The 21,834-nt window shown below is 63.8% G+C and carries 25 protein-coding genes; 19 read left to right on the top strand and 6 right to left on the bottom strand.

Going from position 1 to position 21,834, the window contains the following annotated elements; genetic code table 11:
• Window positions 1–43 precede the first annotated feature (43 nt).
• The 3 genes from XH89_RS07765 (at window position 44) to XH89_RS07755 (ending at window position 3,656) form a co-directional block, all read left to right on the top strand.
• Entirely contained in the window at window positions 44–895 is an 852-nt protein-coding gene (locus tag XH89_RS07765) for a helix-turn-helix transcriptional regulator (RefSeq protein ID WP_194466506.1), read from the top strand.
• Window positions 896–1,069: 174 nt separating this feature from the next.
• Entirely contained in the window at window positions 1,070–2,422 is a 1,353-nt protein-coding gene (locus tag XH89_RS07760) for a malonyl-CoA decarboxylase (RefSeq protein ID WP_194466505.1), read from the top strand.
• Window positions 2,423–2,468: 46 nt separating this feature from the next.
• Complete coding sequence (locus XH89_RS07755) at window positions 2,469–3,656, top strand: DUF418 domain-containing protein (RefSeq protein ID WP_194466504.1); 1,188 nt, start codon at window positions 2,469–2,471, stop codon at window positions 3,654–3,656.
• A gap of 121 nt (window positions 3,657–3,777) precedes the next feature.
• Here the strand turns inward: XH89_RS07755 and tarD are convergent, their stop codons facing one another.
• The 5 genes from tarD to XH89_RS07730 form a co-directional block, all read right to left on the bottom strand.
• Window positions 3,778–4,947 (bottom strand): D(-)-tartrate dehydratase, encoded by a 1,170-nt coding sequence (tarD, locus tag XH89_RS07750; protein ID WP_194466503.1) that lies wholly within the window; start codon window positions 4,945–4,947, stop codon window positions 3,778–3,780.
• Between the two features lie 115 nt (window positions 4,948–5,062).
• Window positions 5,063–5,320: a DUF3297 family protein gene (locus XH89_RS07745; protein WP_092237479.1), complete on the bottom strand. Its 258-nt coding sequence runs from the start codon at window positions 5,318–5,320 to the stop codon at window positions 5,063–5,065.
• Window positions 5,317–5,793 carry a glutathione peroxidase gene (locus tag XH89_RS07740; protein WP_194466502.1) on the bottom strand — a complete coding sequence of 159 codons (477 nt, stop codon included), beginning with the start codon at window positions 5,791–5,793 and terminating at the stop codon, window positions 5,317–5,319. The genes XH89_RS07745 and XH89_RS07740 overlap by 4 nt, the downstream gene beginning before the upstream one ends.
• A gap of 2 nt (window positions 5,794–5,795) precedes the next feature.
• Window positions 5,796–7,196: an amidase family protein gene (locus tag XH89_RS07735; RefSeq protein ID WP_194466501.1), complete on the bottom strand. Its 1,401-nt coding sequence runs from the start codon at window positions 7,194–7,196 to the stop codon at window positions 5,796–5,798.
• A 177-nt stretch (window positions 7,197–7,373) separates the two neighbouring features.
• The gene (locus XH89_RS07730) at window positions 7,374–7,631 is read right to left on the bottom strand and encodes a hypothetical protein (protein ID WP_194466500.1); all 258 of its coding nucleotides are present in this window, start codon (window positions 7,629–7,631) and stop codon (window positions 7,374–7,376) included.
• Between the two features lie 248 nt (window positions 7,632–7,879).
• Here XH89_RS07730 and pqqA point away from each other — a divergent pair, with 248 nt between their 5' ends.
• From pqqA to XH89_RS07680, 10 genes are all read left to right on the top strand, one after another.
• Window positions 7,880–7,960 carry a pyrroloquinoline quinone precursor peptide PqqA gene (gene pqqA, locus XH89_RS07725; protein ID WP_007595659.1) on the top strand — a complete coding sequence of 27 codons (81 nt, stop codon included), beginning with the start codon at window positions 7,880–7,882 and terminating at the stop codon, window positions 7,958–7,960.
• Window positions 7,961–8,093: 133 nt separating this feature from the next.
• The gene (gene pqqB / locus XH89_RS07720) at window positions 8,094–9,023 is read left to right on the top strand and encodes a pyrroloquinoline quinone biosynthesis protein PqqB (RefSeq protein WP_194466499.1); all 930 of its coding nucleotides are present in this window, start codon (window positions 8,094–8,096) and stop codon (window positions 9,021–9,023) included.
• A 20-nt stretch (window positions 9,024–9,043) separates the two neighbouring features.
• Complete coding sequence (pqqC, locus tag XH89_RS07715; RefSeq protein WP_371825222.1) at window positions 9,044–9,799, top strand: pyrroloquinoline-quinone synthase PqqC; 756 nt, start codon at window positions 9,044–9,046, stop codon at window positions 9,797–9,799.
• 12 nt (window positions 9,800–9,811) lie between these two features.
• Window positions 9,812–10,123 carry a pyrroloquinoline quinone biosynthesis peptide chaperone PqqD gene (gene pqqD / locus XH89_RS07710; RefSeq protein WP_194466497.1) on the top strand — a complete coding sequence of 104 codons (312 nt, stop codon included), beginning with the start codon at window positions 9,812–9,814 and terminating at the stop codon, window positions 10,121–10,123.
• Window positions 10,120–11,313, top strand: a complete 1,194-nt coding sequence (gene pqqE, locus XH89_RS07705; protein WP_194466496.1) for a pyrroloquinoline quinone biosynthesis protein PqqE — start codon at window positions 10,120–10,122, stop codon at window positions 11,311–11,313. The genes pqqD and pqqE overlap by 4 nt, the downstream gene beginning before the upstream one ends.
• Entirely contained in the window at window positions 11,303–12,289 is a 987-nt protein-coding gene (pip, locus tag XH89_RS07700; RefSeq protein ID WP_194466495.1) for a prolyl aminopeptidase, read from the top strand. The genes pqqE and pip overlap by 11 nt, the downstream gene beginning before the upstream one ends.
• Window positions 12,290–12,309: 20 nt before the next feature.
• On the top strand, window positions 12,310–12,987 hold the full coding sequence (locus XH89_RS07695) for a DUF4286 family protein (RefSeq protein WP_194466494.1): 678 nt from the start codon (window positions 12,310–12,312) through the stop codon (window positions 12,985–12,987).
• Window positions 12,988–13,376: 389 nt separating this feature from the next.
• The gene (locus tag XH89_RS07690) at window positions 13,377–15,176 is read left to right on the top strand and encodes an FAD-dependent oxidoreductase (protein ID WP_194466493.1); all 1,800 of its coding nucleotides are present in this window, start codon (window positions 13,377–13,379) and stop codon (window positions 15,174–15,176) included.
• Window positions 15,146–16,993, top strand: coding sequence for a 2-oxoacid:acceptor oxidoreductase subunit alpha (locus XH89_RS07685; RefSeq protein WP_194466492.1), 1,848 nt, complete (start codon window positions 15,146–15,148; stop codon window positions 16,991–16,993). Before XH89_RS07690 ends, XH89_RS07685 begins: the two co-directional genes overlap by 31 nt.
• Window positions 16,990–18,045 carry a 2-oxoacid:ferredoxin oxidoreductase subunit beta gene (locus XH89_RS07680; protein WP_194466491.1) on the top strand — a complete coding sequence of 352 codons (1,056 nt, stop codon included), beginning with the start codon at window positions 16,990–16,992 and terminating at the stop codon, window positions 18,043–18,045. The genes XH89_RS07685 and XH89_RS07680 overlap by 4 nt, the downstream gene beginning before the upstream one ends.
• A 153-nt stretch (window positions 18,046–18,198) precedes the next feature.
• Here the strand turns inward: XH89_RS07680 and XH89_RS07675 are convergent, their stop codons facing one another.
• Complete coding sequence (locus XH89_RS07675; RefSeq protein WP_194466490.1) at window positions 18,199–18,783, bottom strand: STM3941 family protein; 585 nt, start codon at window positions 18,781–18,783, stop codon at window positions 18,199–18,201.
• Between the two features lie 209 nt (window positions 18,784–18,992).
• Between XH89_RS07675 and XH89_RS07670 the strand changes: the two genes are divergently transcribed.
• From XH89_RS07670 to XH89_RS07645, 6 genes are all read left to right on the top strand, one after another.
• Window positions 18,993–19,604, top strand: coding sequence for a hypothetical protein (locus XH89_RS07670; RefSeq protein ID WP_194468399.1), 612 nt, complete (start codon window positions 18,993–18,995; stop codon window positions 19,602–19,604).
• Window positions 19,605–19,646: 42 nt separating this feature from the next.
• Entirely contained in the window at window positions 19,647–20,096 is a 450-nt protein-coding gene (locus tag XH89_RS07665; protein WP_194466489.1) for a DsrE family protein, read from the top strand.
• Between the two features lie 201 nt (window positions 20,097–20,297).
• The gene (locus XH89_RS07660; protein WP_194466488.1) at window positions 20,298–20,621 is read left to right on the top strand and encodes a helix-turn-helix transcriptional regulator; all 324 of its coding nucleotides are present in this window, start codon (window positions 20,298–20,300) and stop codon (window positions 20,619–20,621) included.
• A complete protein-coding gene (locus tag XH89_RS07655; protein WP_194466487.1) occupies window positions 20,618–21,049 on the top strand; it encodes an SRPBCC domain-containing protein in 432 nt (143 codons plus the stop codon). The genes XH89_RS07660 and XH89_RS07655 overlap by 4 nt, the downstream gene beginning before the upstream one ends.
• Before the next feature lie 45 nt (window positions 21,050–21,094).
• Window positions 21,095–21,307: a hypothetical protein gene (locus tag XH89_RS07650; protein WP_194466486.1), complete on the top strand. Its 213-nt coding sequence runs from the start codon at window positions 21,095–21,097 to the stop codon at window positions 21,305–21,307.
• Window positions 21,304–21,735, top strand: a complete 432-nt coding sequence (locus XH89_RS07645) for a DUF1801 domain-containing protein (RefSeq protein WP_194466485.1) — start codon at window positions 21,304–21,306, stop codon at window positions 21,733–21,735. The genes XH89_RS07650 and XH89_RS07645 overlap by 4 nt, the downstream gene beginning before the upstream one ends.
• The last annotated feature ends 99 nt before the right edge of the window (window positions 21,736–21,834 follow it).

The raw sequence follows: 21,834 nt of genomic DNA, 5'->3' as shown, positions 1-21,834 counted from the left end.
TCCGGAATGAGTTATATGTCATGGGCATGACGGAATGCTGCCAATGACTGTCGTCGAAACGCCAATCCTCCGGGAGGTCCAGGGTAATCATCGCTCCACCGCGGGCGTGCACCTGGTCGCGCGCGACTATCCCAAGGGCATGCGGATCGATCTGCACATGCACCGCGAGTCGCAGCTGATTTATGCGGCGAAGGGCACGATGCAGGTGACGACGCCAGGCGGGCGCTGGCTGGTGCCGCCGGACCGCGCGGTCTGGGTGCCGGCCGGGCTGGAACACGCCATCGACCTGCTCGCCGACATCGAGATGCGCACGCTCTATTTCGACCTCGCCTGGCTGAAGCGCGAAAAGCGTTACGAGGGACTGACCCGGGAGTTCGTGGTGCGGGTGTCGCCGCTGCTCAACCAGGCGATCCTGGCTTTGTTCGACGCGCGCAATACCGAGGAGCGCACCGAACTGCTGGTGCGCCTGGTGATGCTGGAATTGCACCAGGCCGAGGATTCCGCGACCTTCGTGCCGCTGCCGCACGAGCCGCGCTGCCGGCGCGCCGCGATGATCGTGCTCGACGATCCCACCGGCCTGCACGACATCGACACGCTGGCACGCGAGGTCGGCACCTCCGCGCGCACGCTGTCGCGGCTGTTCTCGACGGAGACGCAGCTGAGCTTCAAGAGCTGGTGCCAGCGCGCGCGGATCGCCGCTGCGATCCAGAAACTGTCCACGGATGCGAACGTCTCGGTGAAGCAGCTCGCGACGCAACTCGGCTACGCCAGCGTGCCGGCATTCTCGGCCGCGTTCCGCCAGGTGACCGGGCGGACGCCGACGGAGTTTGCCACACACGCGGTGTCATCGCCCGGCTCGACCGGGCGATCCAGTACTGCGAGACGGCACGGCTAGAACCGAGCAGCCGCGGCGTGCTGGATGCCCCGCCTTCGCGGGGCATGACAGCGCCTTCGGGGATGCATGGCACACCACGAAAGATACAAAATTCCCCTGCTTGATTGTGATCGGCTTCCGCCTAAATCCCGTGTAAGCTTCCGCACCGCACAAACCCGGATTCGAAAAGCCCAGATGGCCAATGCCTTCTTCTCCGACCTGCTCGCCACAATTTCCGAACGCGGCCGCACGCTGCTGCGCCGGGGGGATTCCACCGATGCCAAGCAGGATGCCGACGGGCTGATCGCGCTCTGCGGCGCGCTGCTGTCGGGCCGCGGCGAAGCCTCGGGCACCGCCATGGCGCGTGAGGTGCTCGACATCTACCAGGAGTTGGATGCGGCAGGGCGCCGCGCCTTCTTCGAAGGGCTGGTGCGCGATTTCGGCCCGGATCGTGAGCGCCTGACCAAGGCGATCGAAAAGTGGCGCACCCAGCCGAGCGACGAGGATGCGAGCGCACTGCATTTCGCCTCGGAACCGCGGCGGCAGGAGCTGATCCGCCGCCTCAACCGCGCGCCCGGCGGCACCGGCGATCTCGTCGCCATGCGTGCCGATCTGCTCGGCATGATGAACGGACACACCGACCTCGCCGCGCTCGACCGCGACGTCTCGCATCTTCTTTCTTCGTGGTTCAACAGGGGGTTTCTCGTGCTGCGCCGGATTGACTGGTCGACCCCGGCCAACATCCTCGAAAAGATCATCCGCTATGAGGCTGTGCACGAGATCAGCGACTGGGACGATCTGCGCCGCCGCATCGATCCGGTCGACCGCCGCTGTTACGCGTTCTTCCATCCGGCGATGGTGGACGAACCCCTGATCTTCGTCGAGGTGGCGCTGACCGAGACCATTCCCGGCGCGATCGCGCCGCTGCTCGCGGTCGATCGCCAGCATCTTCCGATCGAGAAGGCGCGCACCGCCGTCTTTTATTCGATCTCGAATACCCAACGTGGCCTCGGCGGCATCTCCTTCGGCAGCTTCCTGATCAAGCAGGTGGTCGAGGAGCTACGTCGCGAGACGCCGAAGCTCGACACCTTCGTGACGCTGTCGCCGGTGCCGGGCTTCATGCCATGGATCAAGCAGGACAAGGATTTGCCGCTGTCGGACGAGGACCGCGAGATCCTCAAGCGCCTCGACGATCCCAAATGGTATGAGAACCCGGAGACGACGACGCAGCTGCGCGCCGTGATCGAGCCGCTCGCCGCGCACTACTTCCTGAAGGCGCGCACGTCGAAGGGCCGCCTGATCGACTCCGTCGCCCGCTTCCATCTCGGCAACGGCGCACGGCTGGAGCGCATCAACTGGCTCGGCGACCTCTCGCCCAAGGGCCTGCGCGAATCCGCCGGCGTTATGGTGAACTACCTCTACCGCCTCGACGACATCGAGAAGAACCACGAAGCCTATGCCAATGACGGCGAAGTGGTGGCCTCGAGCGCGGTGAAGAAGCTGCTGAAGGGCGAAGGGCGACGGCTGCTGGATATGAGGCTGTCGTAGCAGGCGGACGAGAAGTCGCCAGGGCGCTATTGGAATTCAGATCACAATGACTTCCGATAGCGCAGCATCTCCCCGGCCGACAAATCCCTCGGATCGCATTGAGACCATCGACGTGCTCAGGGGCATAGCCCTGTTCGGCGTCATGGCCATCAACGTCGTGATGGAATTTCGCGTTTCGATCTTCGAGCAGTTTCTGGGGCCGAAGACGCTCACCTCGCCAATCGATCACACTGTTGAGACGATCCTGACGCAGGCGATCGAGCTCAAGGCGTTCGCGCTGTTTTCGCTACTGTTCGGCGCGGGCCTTGCCATTCAGTTCGACCGCCTTGCCAAGAGCGGGCGCCGCGCCGTTCTGCTCGTGCGCCGGCTCGCCGCGCTGCTGCTGTTCGGCATCATTCACCTGTGCCTGATCTGGAACGGCGACATCCTCACCGAATATGCGCTGGCTGGATTCATCGTGCTGCCATTGCTGTTTGGTTCGCGCTGGCTGATCGCTCTCGCCGCGCTGGCATCCCTGACGCTGTATCTGGCCATACAGGACTTTCCGCCGGAGGGATTGTTTCCCTCGAGGAGCGTAATCTGGCGGGATGTGCTGGATGCCAATCGCATCTATGCGACCGGCGGCTTCCTCGACGTGCTGGCGTTTCGCTTGCGCGAAATTCCCCTCATCGCCTCCCTGCACGCATTCGTCTTCCTGCGCACGATCGGGCTGTTTCTCCTGGGCGCGCTGGCCTGGCGCAGCGGCATTGTGCAAAATATACGCGGCCTGTTCGTCATCGCGCTCCCTGCGGTCGCTCTCGGCGCAGGCCTGCTTTACGGCGGCAGCGAGCCACTCGGCACCATCCTGCTGGCGCTGGGCTACGGCGCCGCCATCCTCGGCATCGCCAGCTTCGAGCGCGGCAAGAAGCTGCTCGGCTGGGCCGCGCCGTTGGGACGAATGGCCTTCACCAATTACGTCGCGCAATCCGTCATCTTCGGCTGGATCTTTTACGGCTACGGCCTTGGCTTGTTCGGGCGGCTCGGCATCACCGCGGCCCTCGCCATCGGCATCGTCGTCTACATCGCACAGGTGCTGTTCAGCGCCTGGTGGCTGCGCCGCTACCGCTACGGCCCGCTCGAATGGCTGTGGCGGTCGTTGATGTATGGGGTGCGGCAGCCAATGGCGGTGGCAGAGGTGGCCGTGCGAACTCAACTGTCGTCCCGGACAAGCGAAGCGCAGATCCGGGACCCATAGCCGCAGGATTGGATTTGGCGAAGACTCGGAGTGACCAGCTCGCGCCGTAACTCCTCCCTGGGGTTATGGATCCCCGCATGCGCGGGGATGACACCGAGTTGTTGGAGACGCCGTCGCCTCCCTACTCCGCCAGCGCCTTCATCTCCTTGTAGAGATCGGACTTGCCTTCGAAGCCGATGCCGGGGAGATCGGGCATGGTGATGTGGCCGTTCTCGACGCGGACGCCGTCGGGGAAGCCGCCATAGGGCTGGAACAGGTCGGGGTAGCTTTCGTTGCCGCCGAGACCCAGGCCCGCCGCGATGTTCAGTGACATCTGGTGGCCGCCGTGCGGGATGCAGCGGCTGGGGGACCAACCGTAGGTCTTCAGCACTTCGAGCGTGCGCTGGTATTCGCAGAGGCCATAGGACAGCGCGCAGTCGAATTGCAGCCAGTCGCGGTCGGGGCGCATGCCGCCGTAGCGGATCAGATTGCGGGCGTCCTGGTGGCTGAACAGGTTCTCGCCTGTCGCCATCGGGCCCGGATAGAATTCGGCGAGCGCGGCCTGCAGCGCGTAGTCAAGAGGATCGCCGACCTCTTCGTACCAGAACAGCGGATAGTCCCGCAGCATCTTGGCGTAGGCGATGCCGGTCTCCAAATTGAAGCGGCCGTTGGCGTCGACCGCGAGCTGCGCGTCCTGGCCAATCTCTTCCAGCACCGCCTCGATGCGGATGCGATCCTCGTCGATATCAGCACCGCCGATCTTCATCTTCACGACGTTGTAGCCGCGATCGAGATAACCGCGCATCTCGCCGCGCAGCATCGAGAGCCCCTTGCCCGGATAATAATAGCCACCGGCGGCATAGACGAAGACGCGCGGATTGGCCGGCCGGCCATGGCGTTCGGCGAGCAGGCGAAACAGCGGCTTGCCTGCGATCTTGGCGACCGCGTCCCACACCGCCATGTCGATGGTGCCGACCGCGACCGAGCGCTCACCGTGGCCACCGGGCTTCTCGTTGGTCATCATCGCACCCCAGACCTTGTCAGGGTCGAGATTGTCGCCGGCCTCGTTCAGAAGCTTCTTCGGATCGGCTTCGAGAATGCGCGAGGCGAAGCGTTCGCGGATCAGGCCGCTCTGCCCGTAGCGGCCGTTGGAGTTGAAGCCGTAGCCGACGACGCGCTTGCCATCGCGAACCACATCGGTGACGACGGCAACGAGGCTCGTCGTCATCTTGGTGAAGTCGATATAGGCGTTGCGGATCGGCGATGAGATCGGCTTGGTGATCTCGCGGACGTCGACGATGCGGACGGACATGGTGTTCAGCCTTCGGTAATCGGGAGCAACTTCGCCTGCCTCCCCGTCATCCTTCGAGGCTCGCCGAAGAGGCGAGCACCTCAGGGTGACGGGGAAACATTTAGGTGCGACGCGCTTACTTCTTGTCCCTAAAATACGGCTCCACTGGCCCATGCACCTTGATGGTCAGCGGATTGCCGTAGCGATCCTTGGCGTTGCCGGCGGTGACGCGGACCCAGCCTTCGCTGATGCAGTACTCTTCGACATTGGTCTTCTCGATGCCCTTGAAGCGGATGCCGACGTCGCGCGACAGGATGTCCGCGTTGTAATAGGGGCTGTTGGGGTCGACCGACAGTCGATCAGGAAATTCGTCGCTCATTGATGTCTCGCTCATAACAGGGTCTCAATTTGATTGCGCAGCCCTTCGGGCCGTGCGGTCGGCGCGTAGCGCGCGATTACCTTGCCGGCACGGTCCACCAGGAATTTGGTGAAATTCCATTTGATGGAGGAACCAAGCAGGCCGGATTGCTGGCGTTTCAGGTACTCGTACAGCGGATGGGCCTTCGGCCCATTGACGTCGATCTTCTCAAACAGCGGGAAGGTGACGTCGTAATTGGTGGAGCAGAACGCCTGGATCTCAGCTGCCTGCCCCGGCTCCTGCGCGCCGAACTGATTGCAAGGAAAGCCGAGCACGGAGAAGCCGCGCGGCGACAGGTCGCGGTGCAGATCCTCAAGGCCGCGATATTGCGGCGTGAAGCCGCATTTGCTCGCGGTGTTGACGATCAAGAGCACCTGCCCTTCGAAGCGGCGCAGGGCGACCTCTTCGCCTGCAAGCGAATTGGCCTTGAAATCGTAAATCTCAGACATCGCTAACCCACGGGATCGATCGGCGATGGCGGCACGCCGCCCGCCTCGATCGCTTCGCCGGCGAGCAGGCAGAGATCCTCGCGATAGCGGCCGGAGACGATCTGCACGCCGACCGGACTCTTGCCGACGAGACCGGTGGAGACCACGAGGCCCGGCAGGCCCATGAAGGGTGTCGCGATCTGCGGCATCTGCGCTTCCCAGACGCGCTCGAAGGAGGCCGAATCCTTGCGGTCGAGATGATCGGGGAACGGCAGCTCGCCGGAAACCGGCGTCAGCACCACGGCGTATTTTTCGAAGAACAGCATCCATTCGCGCGTCAGCGTGGCGCGACGGGTCAGCGCCTGCGCGTAATTCGCCTGGTCCATCGGCGTGACCTTGGAGCGGTTGCCGTTGAGGCAGGCCAGCGCGCCGGGATCGCCCTCGCGCTCGGCCATTGCGAGCTGCGCCTCGAAGCCATCGCCGAGCCAGAGCTTGCGCTGCCATTCGACGGCTTCGCGCATCGGCGGGGTGTTCTCGATCATGTCGACGGTCCAGCCCGCGCGCTCGAGGCGCTTGCCGGCGTCGGTCACGGCGGCCTTCACCTCAGCTGTGGTGGCAAGGCCATCCGGATTGAGGCAGATCGCGGCGCGCTTCTCGCGCGCGGGGCCTTCCAGCGGCACCGGCACATACCAGGGATCACGCACGTCGCGCGCCGACATCGCCGCGAGCGAGATGCGCAAGTCGTTGACGGTGCGGGCCAAGGGGCCCGAGACGGCCATGATCTGCGGGCCGATCGGGCGCTCCGGGAGCGCCGGATTGAAAGCCGGGATGCGGCCGAGCGTCGGGCGCAGGCCGTGCACGCCGCAAGCATAGGCGGGATAGCGGATCGAGCCGGCGATATCGGTGCCGTGGGCGATGGCGCCGATCCCGGCCGCGACTGCCGAGCCGGCGCCGCCGGACGAGCCGCCCGGGGTCAGCGAAGCATCGCGCGGGTTCTTGGTGTCGCCATGGACGAGGTTGGTGGTGAACCAGCGATAGGAGAAGGCCGGGCAATTGGTGCGCCCGAGCAGAATGGCGCCCGCTTTGCGGAAATTGGCGACGACAGGATTGTCCTCGCGTGCGATCAGATCGCGCTGGAGCTTGAGGCCGTTGGTGGTGGCAAAGCCCGCCTGGTCGACATTGGCCTTGATGGTGACGGGGACGCCGGCGAGCACGCCGGGGTCCTCGCCCCTGGCAATGGCGGCATCGACCGCGTCAGCCTGCTTGAGCACGTCCTCCGGCCGGTGGTCGATCACGGCGTTGAGCCTGGGATTGACAGCATCCAGGCGCTCGAGGCCGGCCTTGGCCGCCTCTTTGACCGACACCTTCCTGGATTTGACGAGAGTGGCGAGGTCGGCGGCCGACAGGCGCCAGAGATCTTGCATGACGTGCTCCGTGTGACCGGCGTCTTTTAGCGCCGGGAACGCGGCAAAGCCATGCGGATTTCGCAGGGGAAACCTTCCCGTCATTGCGAGCGCAGCGAAGCAATCCAGACTGCCGCCGCGGAGGGGATTCTACATTGCTTCGCTGCGCTCGCAATGACGGGGAGAGAGTTCGGGCCCCTAATGCCGCGTCGCCGACTGGTCCGGCATGTCCAGCAGCGCCTCGGTGAAGGGAAACTCCAGCACGATCTCGCCCTCGACGTCGGTCACCTCGATGACGGCCTCGAGCAGGGCCGGCTGGGCGCCTTCGGACTTCACCACCTCCAGGATCATCTGGCGGGCAACCTCCCAGGCACGATCGGGATTGCGCAGATCCTCGCCTTCGGGGTCCACGATCAATTCATCGCCGATACGCGTGTTGAAGAAATATTTGGGCATCATGAGATCCAGCTAGAGGCGCCTGTACCGGATTGAAAGCTGCAGTGCACTCACAACTGCTTTATCAGGACAGGGTTCGCGACCGAATGCGCCACGCGCAGAGCCGTATCACCAGAAAGTACTGTTCCCCGCCCATGTTTCGCGGCGCAGTATGCTCGTGCTCGGGAAAATTTCACTGGCGAACTTTAACGCCGGCAGTAATTTAACCCCGGGCGGAAACGTCCGAAGTCGCGAAATGGAGAGCCAAAATGGCCTGGAAAGCCCCCAAGATCGTCGAAGTGCCCTGCGGCATGGAAATCAACATGTATGTGAGCGCCACCCGCAAGTAAGCGGTCGGCAGTTAAGCGTTCTGCGCAGGTGGATCTTTCGGTCACGATCGGTTTCCGAATGATGGAGATTGTGTCGGACCGAACCTTGTGGACTTGAGATCCACCTCGCGACGTTGCTTCCAGGAGACGGATCATGCTTCGCGTCGTCGTCCTGGGCGCCGGGGCCGGCGGCGGAGTCCCGCAATGGAACTGCGGTTGCGAGGGCTGCCGGGCCGCACGTAGCCACGGCCATGAGTTGTATCGAACCCAGGCCTCAGTCGCCTTTAGCGGCGACGGCGAGCACTGGTTCCTGATCAATGCCTCCCCGGATCTGCGCCAGCAATTGAATGCCACGCCGCAGTTGCATCCCAAGGCCGGGGCGCTGCGTCATACGCCTGTTGCAGGCGTGATCCTGACCAACAGCGAAGTGGATGCGGTCGCTGGCCTGCTGTCGATGCGCGAGGGCTCGCCCTTCACGGTTTATGCGCATGAGAAGGTGCTGGCGATCCTGGCCAGCAACAGCATCTTCAACGTGCTGAACGAGAAGAACGTCAAGCGGCAGCCGATCGCAATCAGTGAGCCGTTCGAGCCGCGGCTGGCCGACGGTGCACGCTCAGGCCTCGAGGTGCTGGCCTTCGCGGTGCCGGGAAAATCGGCCTGGTACCTGGAAGGCAAGGCGCATCCCGGCGGCGAGAATGGCGAGGGTGATACGCTGGGCCTGAAGATCACCGACAAGGCGACCGGCAAGTATTTCTATTTCATCGCCGCCTGCGCCGAGGTGACCGACGCGCTCAAGGCCGAGATCGACGGCGCCGCACTGGTGTTCTTCGACGGCACGGTGTGGCGGGACGACGAGATGATCAAGGCCGGGCTCGGCCACAAAACCGGCAAGAGCATGGGCCATGTCGCGATGTCCGGCGACGACGGCGCGATTGCGCGGCTCGCCGATCTCTCGATCGGAAGAAAGATATTTCTTCATATCAACAACTCGAACCCGGCGCTGCTGCCTGCCTCGGCTGAACGCAAGACTGCTGAACAAGCGGGGTGGCAGATTCCCGCCGACGGAACGGAGATCGTGCTGTGACTGCTGTATCCATGACGGGAATGACTGCGCTCTCGATCGGCAAGGATATCAGGCTCAACTCGGCCGAGGAGCTGGAGGCCACGCTGCGCCATATCGGCGCGACGCGCTATCACAGCCTGCATCCGTTCCATAAGCTGCTGCACGGCGGCAAGCTGAACAAGGGCCAGGTGCAGGCCTGGGCGCTGAACCGCTATTATTACCAGAGCACCATCCCGATCAAGGACGCGGTCGTGATCTCGCGCTTCCGCGACCGCGCCACGCGCCTGGAATGGCGCCACCGCATCGAGGATCATGACGGCGACGTCGGCTCAGAGGGCGGCATCGAGCGCTGGATCAAATTGACCGAAGGCCTGGGGCTCGACACGGCCTATGTGGAATCGACCGAGGGAATCCTGCCGGCAACGCGTTTTGCGGTCGAAGCCTATGTGCACTATTGCCGCGAGAAGAGCCCGCTGGAGGCGATCGCCTCCTCGCTCACGGAGCTGTTCGCGCCGAGCATCCACGAAGAGCGCATCGCCGGCATGTTGCAGCACTACGACTTCGTCAATCCCGACATCATGAGCTACTTCAAGCGCCGCCTGACACAGGCGCCGCGCGATGCCAATTTCGCGCTCGACTATGTCAGGACGCATGCCCGGACGCCGGAGGAGCGCGCTTCCGTCTGCAATGCGCTGATCTTCAAGACCAACGTGTTGTGGGTGCAGCTCGACGCGCTCTATCATGCCTATGTCGAAGGCAACATTCCGCCGGGCGCGTTCGTGCCCAAGGCGGGTTAAGAGGACCAAGCCATGGCCGGGCCGCGGAACATCAGCGTCAGCGAGGCAAGCCGCCCCGTGCTGCCGCGGCATGCCAAGCTGAAATATGACGAGACGCGCAAGGTCTGGGTGATCCTGGCGCCGGAACGGGTGCTGGCGCCGGACGAGATCGCGGTCGAGGTCTTGCAGCTCTGCGACGGCAAGCGCAATGTCGGCGAGGTCGCCGATCAATTGGCGGCGAAATACGCCGCGCCGCGCGAGGCAATCCTGACCGATGTCATCGCCATGCTGCAGGATCTCGCTGACAAGGGTTTTTTGACCGAGATCAGGGAGAAGACGCCATGAGCGATGTGCTCCCGACCATCCCGCCCGACGCCAGCGATAGCCTTGCGGTGCTGGAGAAGCAGCGCTCGACGGCTGAGACCTTCGGCATTCCGCTTGCGGTGCTGCTGGAAATCACGCATCGCTGCCCGCTGCAATGCCCCTATTGCTCCAATCCCGTCGAGCTCGATCGCTCGGGCAAGGAGCTGACCACCGACGAATGGAAGAAGGTTCTGAGCGAGCTCGCCGAGATCGGCGTGCTGCAGGTGCATTTCTCCGGCGGCGAGCCGACCGCGCGGAAAGACCTGGTCGAGCTGGTCAAGCATGCCAGCGACGTCGGGCTCTACACCAACCTCATCACTTCGGCCGTGCTGCTGACGCGCGAGAAGCTCGGCGAGCTTGCCGATGCCGGGCTCTGCCATGTGCAGATCTCCTTCCAGGGCATCGAGGAAGGCCTTGCCGATCGCGTCGCCGGCTACAAGGGCGGCCATCGCAAGAAGCTCGAGGTCGCCAAATGGACGCGCGAGCTCGACTTGCCGCTCACCGTGAATGCGGTGATGCACCGGCAGAATTTGCATCAGCTCCCCGACATCATCCAGATGTCCATCGATCTCGACGCCGACCGGCTCGAGGTCGCCAATGTGCAGTATTACGGCTGGGCGCTGAAGAACCGCGCCGCGCTGATGCCGACGGTGGCGCAACTCGATGAGTGCACCCGCCTCGTCGAAGAAGCGCGCGAGCGGCTGAAGGGCACGCTCGCGATCGACTACGTCGTGCCTGATTATTACGCGCAGCGGCCGAAGAAGTGCATGGGCGGCTGGGGCCGGCAGTTCTTCAACATCTCCCCCGCCGGCAAGGTGCTGCCCTGCCACGCCGCCGAGAGCATCACCGGACTCGACTTCTTGTCGGTGCGTTCCAACCATTCGATCGCCTGGATCTGGCAGAACTCCGAGGCCTTCAACCGTTATCGCGGCACCGGCTGGATGAAAGAGCCGTGCAAGACCTGCGAGTTCCGCGAGATCGATTTCGGCGGCTGCCGCTGCCAGGCCTTTGCGCTGACAGGCGATGCCGCCAACACCGATCCGGCCTGCGCGCTGTCGCCGCTGCACGAGACCATCTTCAAGCAGGCGGAAACCGAGGCCGAAGGCGAGACCAACCGCTTCCTCTACCGCAACTTCGCCGGTGGCACCCTGGAATCCGAGAATGGGGCCTGACGCCGACGCAGGTACCGCCGCCAGGCGCGCCGATCCCTTCGCGCCGCTGACCTCCGATATGCTTGATGTCGGCGACGGCCACGAGCTCCATGTCGAAAGCGTCGGCCGCGAAGGCGGCATTCCCGCGATCTATCTGCACGGCGGCCCCGGCAGCGGCTGCCAGCCTGATCATCGCCGGCTGTTTGATCCCGAGCGCATGCACGCGGTGCTGTTCGACCAGCGTGGCTGCGGCCGCAGCCGGCCGAAGGGCTCGCGCGAGCACAACACCACGGCGCATCTGATCGCCGACATGGAGAAGATCCGCGAAAAGTTCGGCATCACACGCTGGATCGTAGTGGGCGGCTCCTGGGGCGCGACGCTGGCGCTGGCCTATGCAGAGGCCCATCCCGAGCGCGTCTCCGGCATTGCGCTGCGCGCGACGTTTCTGGGCACGCAGGGAGAAGTCGAGACCGCCTTTACCGCGCGACTGGCGCAATTCTACCCGGCCTTGCACGAGGATTTTCTCAGCGTGCTGCCGCCGGAGGAGCGCGCGCGACCGGTGCAAGCCTATTATCGCCGTATTCTCGATGCCGATCCCGCTATACATGGTCCGGCCTCGCGTGCCTGGCATGACACCGAGCGCGCGCTGTCGGAGCACAAGGCGGCCAAGACGCGACTTGATCTTGCCTCGCTCAACGTCTGGCGCACGCTGCCGGCGACGCCGTTCATGGAGGCGCATTATTTCGCCAACAACTCCTTCATGGGCGAAGAGCAGTTGTTGCGAAATGCTGCCAGGCTGAAAGACATCCCCGGCATTATCGTGCAAGGCCGCTACGACCTGTTGTGCCCGCCTGAGACATCCGCACGGCTCGCGAAAGTGTGGCCGGGTTCCGAGGTCAGGATCGTGGAAGAGGCCGGCCATTCGCTCTATGATGCCGGCGTGCGGGACGCGGTGATGAGGTCGATCGCGGATCTTGCGTCAAAGGCCGCGCGCTAGCGCGAAACAAGGACAAGAAAATGCCGCTTGCCGGGAAGGGCATGCTGCTGACGTCGATGAACATCGACGCTTCAGATGAGGCCGATTTCAACCACTGGTACGATCGCGAACATCTCGAAGAACGCGTCGCGATCGAAGGCTTTCTCGAAGCACGACGCTATGTCGCGCACGCCGCCAATCCCAAATATCTCTGCCTCTATTCGACCGCGACGCTCGCCGTGCTCGACAGTCCCGCCTACCGGGCGCGGCTTGCCAATCCGACCGATTGGTCGCGGCGGACCATGGCGCGCTTCAAGGACATGCTGCGCGTGGTCGCGCGCATCACCATCAGCAAGGGGAGCGGCCGCGGGGCCGCGCTCGGGCTCGTGCGGTTACGGCCTCATCCAGACAATGCGAGCGCATGGCGTGATGCACTGCAAGAAAAGCTGGCGCCGGAGACATGCGAAGGCATCATCTCGATGCATCTGCTCGAGAGCGAATCGGAATTGTCCGGCGCAACGCCTGAAATTCCGGCCGTGCGCAACGAAGGCGCACGCGACTGGTTCGTGCTGATCGACGGCATCCGCGTCGGTGCGGTCTCGGCCGTCATCGCCGAACGCTTTACCGGCCCCGCCGCGGCGCCATTTCCGCCTCCCGTTTCCGTCGGCACCTACAGCCTGATGTGGGATCTGGCGAAGAGCGATATCGCGAGCAGCTGAAGCGCGTTGCTCTCGTGTCCCCGACGCGCCGCAACGCGCAAGCGTTGCTGCGCAGTGCCGGGGCCCAGCAGGCCACGCACTTGCTGATGCATGGGCCCCGGCTCTGCAGAGCACCACCGAAGAGGCGCTGCGCTGCGTCCGGGGCACGAGATCTTCGACGCGCGGAGAGCTCATGCTGCACTGCCGCATGAGTGCGTGCGGCTGTTAATGCTGTGCGCGCTTGGCTCCCATGAAAGCGGGGACGCACGAAAATTTGCCGTTGTACTCCGGGACGGTTCTAATAAGCTAACCCAATGACGTCATTCAGAAACCAGATCGCCGCGCGTTAAGCGTGGACAAGCTCAAGAAGAGGCCGCCAGGTCTTTGAGCCTGCGCGGACGAGGGTAGGAATGAAACCGACCGATATCGCGGCCCCCGACTACTTTCACAAAGTGGTCGATTGCCAGTGGGCCTGTCCTGCGCACACCCCGGTTCCCGAATACATCCGACTGATCGCACAAGGCCGCTACAGCGACGCCTACATGATCAATTGGAAATCGAACGTGTTTCCCGGAATCCTGGGACGCACCTGCGATCGTCCTTGCGAGCCGGCGTGCCGCCGCGGCCGCGTCGAGGAGACGCCGGTAGCGATCTGCCGCTTGAAGCGCGTCGCGGCCGACTTCAAGGACGACATTAAGCAACGGCTGCCGAAGCCGACCGCGAAGAACGGCAAGCGCGTCGCATTCGTCGGCGGCGGTCCGGCCTCGCTGACGGTGGCGCGTGATCTTGCGCCGCTCGGCTATCACTGCACCGTGTTCGACGGCGATCCCGAAGCCGGCGGCATGATGCGGACGCAGATCCCCAAATTCCGCCTGCCCAATTCGGTGATCGACGAGGAGACCGGCTACATCCTGGGTCTCGGCGTCGAATTCAAGGGCGGCCATCGCATCGAGAGCATGAAGGCGCTGCTCGCCGAGAAATACGACGCGATCTTCGTCGGCTCCGGCGCGCCGCGCGGCCGCGAGCTCGACATTCCCGGCCGCAAGGAAGCCGCTGCCAACATCCATATCGGAATTGACTGGCTCTCCTCGGTTTCGTTCGGGCACACCGACAAGATCGGCAAGCGCGTGATCGTGCTCGGCGGCGGCAACACCGCGATGGATTGCTGCCGCACCGCGCGCCGCCTCGGCGGCGAGAAAGTCACGGTGGTGGTGCGCTCCGGCTTCGAGGAGATGAAGGCCTCGCCCTGGGAGAAGGAAGACGCCATCCACGAGGATATCCCGATCCTCAACTACATGGTTCCGGTGGCCTTCAAGCACGTCGCCGGCAAGCTGATCGGCGTCACCTTCCAGCACGTCAAAGCCGAATACGACGCAAAAGGCCGCCGCAATCTGGTGCCCTCGGGCGATCCCGATCAGACCATTCCGTGCGACGACGTGCTGGTCGCGGTCGGCCAGGAGAATGCCTTCCCCTGGATCGAGCAGGATTGCGGCATCGAGTTCGACAAATGGCACATGCCCAAGGTCGACCCGAAGACCTTTGTCTCGACCAACCCGAAAGTGTTCTTCGGCGGCGATGCCGCATTCGGCCCGAAGAACATCATCTGGGCGGTCGCGCACGGCCACGATGCCGCGTTGTCGATCCACAAGCTGCTCTCCGGCGAGGACATCACCGAGCGGCCACTGCCTGAGGTGCAGGTCTCCTCGCAAAAGATGGGCATCCACGAATGGAGCTATGACAACGACATCTCCATCGACAAGCGCTTCAAGGTGCCGCATCGCGACAAGGTGGTCGCGCTGAAGGACATCAAGACCGAGGTCGAGCTCGGCTATGACGTCAAGCTCGCGCTCGGCGAGGCCCATCGCTGCCTGAACTGCGACGTCCAGACCGTGTTCTCGACCTCGCTCTGCATCGAATGCGATGCCTGCGCCGACATCTGCCCGATGGATTGCATCACCTTCACCGGCAATGGTGAGGAAAGCGACCTGCGCACGCGCCTTAAGGCGCCCTCGCCGCACCCGGATCAGGATCTCTACGTCTCGTCCGATCTCAAGACCGGACGCGTCATGGTCAAGGACGAGGACGTCTGCCTGCATTGCGGGCTGTGCGCCGAGCGTTGTCCCACCGGGGCCTGGGACATGCAGAAATATTTCATCGAGATGACTCACGCAGGTTCGACATGTCCGACAAAAAGCCGATCAGCAGCGTAAACGACTTCGTCGTCCGCTTCGCCAACGTCAATGGCTCGGGCTCGGCCAGCGCGAACGAGATGTTCGCACGCGCGATCCTGCGCCATGGCGTGCCGGTCTCCCCGCGCAACATCTTCCCCTCCAACATCCAGGGCCTGCCGACCTGGTATGAGGTGCGGGTGACGGAAGACGGCCATCTCGGCGCCCGCGGCGGCGTCGACATGATGGTGGCGATGAACCCGCAGACCTGGGACAAGGACGTCGCCGGCATCGAGCCCGGCGGCTATCTGTTCTACGATTCCACCAAGCCGATGCCGTCGACCAAATTCCGCGACGACATCACCGTGATCGGCGTGCCGCTGACCGCGATCACCAACTCGACCTACACCGATCCGCGCCAGCGCCAGCTGTTCAAGAACATCATCTATCTCGGCGCGCTCAGTGCGCTGCTCGAGATGGACCCGAAGCTGATCGAGCAGCTGATCAGCGAGCAGTACAAGGGCAAGGAGAAGCTGCTCTCCTCCAACGTCCACGCGCTGCATCTCGGCCGCGACTGGGCACTGCAGAATTTGAAATGCCCGATCGGTCTCAGGGTGAAGAAATCTGACAAGGTCGGCGACCGCATCTTCATCGAGGGCAACAGCGCTGCCGCGCTTGGCGCCGTCTATGGCGGCGCCACGGTGTGTGCCTGGTATCCGATCACGCCGTCCTCGTCGGTGGCCGAAGCTTTCACCGCCCATTGCAAGAAGTACCGGCACGATCCGGAAACCGGCAAAGCCAAGTACGCGATCGTACAGGGCGAGGACGAACTGGCTTCGATCGGCATCGTCATCGGCGCCTCCTGGAACGGCGCGCGCGCCTTCACAGCGACCTCGGGGCCCGGCATCTCGCTGATGACCGAGTTCATCGGCCTTTCTTACTTTGCCGAGATCCCGGCCGTGATCATGAACATCCAGCGTGCCGGCCCCTCGACGGGCATGCCGACCCGCACCCAGCAATGCGACATCATCGCCTGCGCCTATGCCTCGCATGGCGACACCAAGCATGTGCTGCTGTTCCCCGAAGATCCGGCCGAGGCGTTCGAGTTCGCGGCCGCCGCGTTCGACCTCGCCGAGCGTCTGCAGACCACGATCTTCCTGATGCTCGATCTCGACATCGGCATGAACCACCGGCTCTGCCGGCCCCTGAAGTGGGACGACGCCAAGCAATATGACCGCGGCAAGGTGATGACTGCGGAGATGCTGGAGGAAGGCCGCGACTTCGGCCGCTATCTCGATGTCGACGGCGACGGCATCCCCTACCGCACCTATCCCGGCACGCATCCGACCAAGGGCTCCTACTTCACGCGCGGCACCTCGCGCGACCGCTATGCGCGTTATTCCGAGGAAGGCACTGTCTATGCTGACAACATGCAGCGGCTCGTGCGCAAGTTCGAGACCGCGCAGGACCTCGTGCCGCGGCCGCTGCAGGCCAATGCGGAACGGCCGACCAAATATGGCGTGATCTATTTCGGCTCGACCTCGCCGGCGATGGACGAGGCGATCGGACTATTGGAAGCACGCGGGCACCAGCTCGATCGCCTGCGCATTCGCGCCTTCCCGTTCCACTCCAGCGTCGCCAGCTTCCTCGCCGAGCACGACTTCGTCTATGTGGTCGAGCAGAACCGCGACAGCCAGCTCCGTCAGCTCATCGTCAACGAGAACGGCATCGATCCGGTCCGCCTCGTGCCGATCGTGCATTATGACGGCACCCCGATCACCGCCCGCTTCATTGCAAAAGCCATTGGCGACCACCAGGATCACCTCAAGGTGACCCCGCTCCGCAAGGCCGTGTCATGACCTATATTGCCAAGCCGAAGTTTCATCATCCGGGGCTCAAGAAGAACGAGCTCGGCTACACGCATCGCGACTACGAGGGCAAGATCTCGACGCTATGCGCCGGCTGCGGCCATGACTCGATCACGGCCTCGATCATCGAGGCCTGCTACGAGCTCTCGATCGAGCCGCACCGTGTCGCAAAGATCTCCGGCATCGGCTGCTCGTCGAAGACGCCGGACTACTTCCTCGGCAATTCGCACGGCTTCAACTCCGTGCACGGCCGCATGCCATCCGTGCTGACCGGCGCGAACCTCGCCAACCGCGACCTGATCTATCTCGGCGTCTCGGGCGACGGCGATTCCGCCTCGATCGGTTTTGGCCAGTTCGCGCATTCGATCCGGCGCGGCGTCAACATGACCTATATCGTGGAGAACAACGGCGTCTACGGCCTGACCAAGGGCCAATTCTCGGCAACCGCCGACCGCGGCTCGAAGAGCAAGAAGGGCGTCACCAACACCGACAACGCCATCGACCTCGTCGCGATCGCGTTGCAACTCGGCGCCACCTTCGTGGCGCGCTCGTTCTCCGGCGACAAGAATCAGCTGGTGCCGCTGATCGCGGCCGCGATCGGCCACAAGGGCGCGTCCTTCATCGACGTCATCAGCCCCTGCATCGCCTTCAACAACCACGCCGGATCGACCAAGAGCTTCGACTATGTCCGCGAGCACAATGACGCGGTGAACCGGCTCGACGTGCTGGTCGGCCGCGATCCGATCGCGGTCGATTACGCGCCCGGTACCGTGCAGGTGGTCGAGCAGCACGACGGCAGCAAGATAGCGCTGCGCAAGATCGACGCCGACTACGATCCGCACGACCGGCTCGGCGCCCAGACCTTCCTCGCCAAGCACGCCGCCAAGGGCCAGATCGTCACCGGGCTGCTCTATGTCGATCCCGATGCGGACGATCTGCACGCCCATCTCAACACGGTCGAGACACCGCTCAACACGCTTGAAGCGGATACGCTGTGCCCGGGCTCGGCGGTGCTGGACAAGATCAACGCCAGTTTGCGGTGACACGTCCGACGTGACGCATCTGTAGGGTGGGCAAAGGCGCGCTTGCGCCGTGCCCACCCCCTCCATCAATCGCGTGAGAGATCGTGGGCACGGCGCGTTGCGCCTTTGCCCACCCTACGGCATCGAGGACAGGGCTAACACTGAACCCAAATCTCAGCTGACCGGCTCGGGCTGAGCTTCAGACGCCGGCACGGCTTCGTCGACAGGGGCGGGCCGTCCGGCCCCCCAATATTGCTGGCAGGTCTCGAGCAATGTTTCGGTGGCCATGGTCAGGCCGCCGGCATTGACGATCACGCTGTCGGTGCCAAGCGCCTTGTTCAGCAGCGTCAGGGCCTGCGTCGCAAAACCCCTGGAGAATCGCTGGGCGATGAGGGGATCGACCTTGAGCACCACGAACTTCTGCCCGCGCTGCTCCCATGGGAAGATCTTTCGCACGGCGCTCCAGGCGATGGTCTCGCCGGCGAGCCTGGTGTCGCGAATACCGACACGGCTGATGAAGAGCAGCGGCTGCTTGGCGGTGACCAGCCGCCAGAGCATCCTGCAGGTGGTGAGACCGAAAAACACCGCGCCGATATAGCAGGCGGCGACCAGGAAGGAGGTGACGCTGGTGCCTTCCTGCCAGCTGAATACGAGTCCGGCGCAGAGCAGCGTCAGCAACAAGCTACCGCCGAACAACATCAGCAGCCGGGCGCGGGAATAGCCGATCGCAAGATTGGGCAAGGTCTGACTTTCGGACATTTTTCAATCGCCTCCAGCCATTTGCAGCAACCCGGGGTCCATCCACACCCCCTCCCTCCAAGGGGGTAAGCCTGGAACCTTGCGCGAAGCTGCCCACGGGAGTGCGAGGCATTCGCACTTGAACGCACGGCGCGCGGCCTGCGACTAATCGCCAGTCGGCCCGACCGTCCTGATGCGGGCCGTCAATGGCAGACGTGTCCGGTGTGATCATGAAGCTTGCTCTTGTCCTTCCGCTTGCCCTGCTGGCCTTCGTGGGCGCTGCACGCGCTGAGGACGCCGACGACCCCCGCGAGGCCAGCAAGACCGAAGTCGAGACATTCAACGCGCGGATGTATGCGGGCAAGACGGCCTATGCCTGCTTCGTCCGCCGCTACGATGCCGAGCATCTGGCGCGGCATCCGAAGCAGAAGGTCGCCTCGATGGAGCTGCTGGTCTCGGCCGAGACCGACGGCGAGGACAAGCAGCTGCACAGCTCCTTCCGGCTCGGCTTCCGCTATCGCCACCGCAGCGGCGATTTCGACTCCAGCGGGTCCTGTCACCACACGGTGTTCACCAAGGACGGCAACGAAGTGCGGCTTGGCTGCGGCGTCGATTGCGAGGGCGGCGGCATCGGCATCGCGCTGTCGAAAGACGACAAATCCACCATCGTGCGGCTCGATAGCGTCAGGGTCTGGCTGCACAACAAGCCCGATGACGAGGCCGAGCGATCGCTGGTCGCCGGCAGCGACGACGGGATTTTCAGGCTCGACAGGGCCGACAACAGCGAGTGCGCCGCGCTCGTGACCGACCGCAAGGAACTCGCCGCGCTGCGCCACAAGTGATATGTCTCCTGCGAGATGGGGCTTGGTCGCAAGGAGATCGCCATGAACCGCCGGAACATCTTGTGGAGCACCGTCTCGGCCCTGGGCACAGCCTTTGCCGCCTCGCGCGCCAAGGCTGCGACCGAAACCACGCCATCGAGCAAGCTGAAGGTCGTCTATCACCTCAGCGACGCCGACAAGGTCAATTTCGTGCTCGGCAACATCCAGAACCACATCGACGGCGTCGGCGGCCCCGACCATGTCACGCTCGCGCTGGTGATCCACGGGCCGGCGCTGAAGGCGTTTCATTCGGCGCAGGCAAGCCCCGACGTCGGCAAGCGCGTCGGTGACTTCTCCAAGGACGGCGTCGAGCTCGCCGCCTGCGGCAACACGATGAAGGCGCAAAACATCACGCTGCGGGAATTGCTGCCGGGCTTCGTGAGCGCCGAGAAGGGCGGCGTGGTCCGCCTCGCCGAGCTGCAGTCGCAGGGGTATCTGTATTTGCGGCCGTAGGAGCGCCGCGCTCCCTGTCATTGCGAGCGCAGCGAAGCAATCCAGAATCCCTCCGCTGCGACGCTCTGGATTGCTTCGCTTCGCTCGCAATGACGGGAAAGAGGGCTGCGCGAGCCACCGTCATTTCCCCCTGCCGCTCTTGACAGACCTATAACCCTGCGGTTATGAATTAATCCATAACCTCCGAGTTATGGATCTTCCATGTCCGCCGCCCACGACCTCCTGTTCAGGACGCTCGCCGACCCGACGCGGCGGGCGATCTTCGAGCGGCTGTGCCGCGGGGGCGAGCAGACGGTCGGGGCACTGACGGCGCTATCGGGCGTTTCCCAGCCGGCGGTCTCGAAGCATCTCGGCGCGCTGAAGCAGGCGGGCCTGGTGCGCGACCGCCATGAAGGACGCCAGACCCATTACAGCGCGCAGCCCGGTGCGCTCAATCCGCTGATCGACTGGACCAGCCAGATGGCCGGCTTCTGGCAGAACCGGCTCGATGCGCTCGATGATCTCCTGAAGAGGATGGACCAATGACTGAGGCTGCGACCGAAACACGCTCCGTGATCATCGAGCGCGAATTTGCCTATCCGCCTGACAGGCTGTGGCGCGCGCTGACGCAGCCGCATCTGATCGAGGAATGGCTGATGAAGAACGACTTCAAGCCTGATGTCGGCCACCGCTTCAATCTCCGCGGCGAATGGGGCGGCGTGCTGGATTGCGAGGTACTCGCCATCGAGCCGCAGCGCACCCTCGCCTACACCTGGAATTTCACGCATGAAGACCCGGCCTACGACCTCAAGAGCGTGGTGACCTTCACGCTGACCCCGCAAGGATCAGGCACGCATCTGCGCGTCGAGCAGGCGGGCTTCCGTCCCAGCCAGAAGCAGGCTTATGGCGGCGCGCATGCCGGCTGGAAGCAGTTCTTCACCAAGCTGGACGAGCTGCTGGCGCGGGCGGAATAGCCCGGCCACCGGCGTTCAATCCCGACATTTTCACAGGAGACCTGAATGAGCTCGAACATGTGGATCAGGCAGATCCATCGCTGGCTGTCGATTGCTTTCACGCTTGCCGTCATCGCCAACATCGTTGCGCTGACCATGCAGATCCAAGCGACATGGATTGGCCTCCTGGCCTTCGTGCCGCTGATCCCCCTGCTCGCGACCGGGCTCTATCTGTTCGCGCTGCCGTATCTTGGCCGCAGCAGCGAGGCGCGCTTATGAAGAAGGCCGTGACCGCAAAGAAGGAAACGGACGGTCCGTCGCCCTCGAAGCTGATCGACGGCCGGATCAAGGAGCTCGGCGACTGGCGCGGCGAGACGCTCAAGCGCGTCCGCGCGCTGATCAAGGAGACCGATCCCGAGGTCGTCGAGGAATGGAAATGGCGCGGCGTTCCCGTGTGGGAGCACGACGGCATCATCTGCACCGGCGAGACTTACAAGGAAGTGGTGAAACTGACCTTTGCCAAGGGCGCGGCGCTGGATGACCCGGCCGGCCTGTTCAACTCCAGCCTCGACGGCAATGTGCGGCGCGCGATCGATATCAGCGAGGCCGAAAAGATCAACGAGAAGGCGTTGAAGGCGCTGATCCGCGCAGCGGTGGAGCTGAATGCGTCCAAGGCGAAGAAGAAGCCGGTGAAGAAGAAGGCGTGATGAGCTGAAGATCGCGTTCAGCCGGCGGCGGTGCCCTCTCTGTTCCCTCCCCCGTAGTGGGGGAGGGAACGCACCTTTTTCGGCGCACTAGTGAGGGCC

This window comes from Bradyrhizobium sp. CCBAU 53340 (assembly GCF_015291645.1).
Lineage (GTDB): Bacteria > Pseudomonadota > Alphaproteobacteria > Rhizobiales > Xanthobacteraceae > Bradyrhizobium.
The sequence above is the reverse complement of the archived record's forward strand: the minus strand, read 5'-3'. Positions and strand labels throughout refer to the sequence as shown.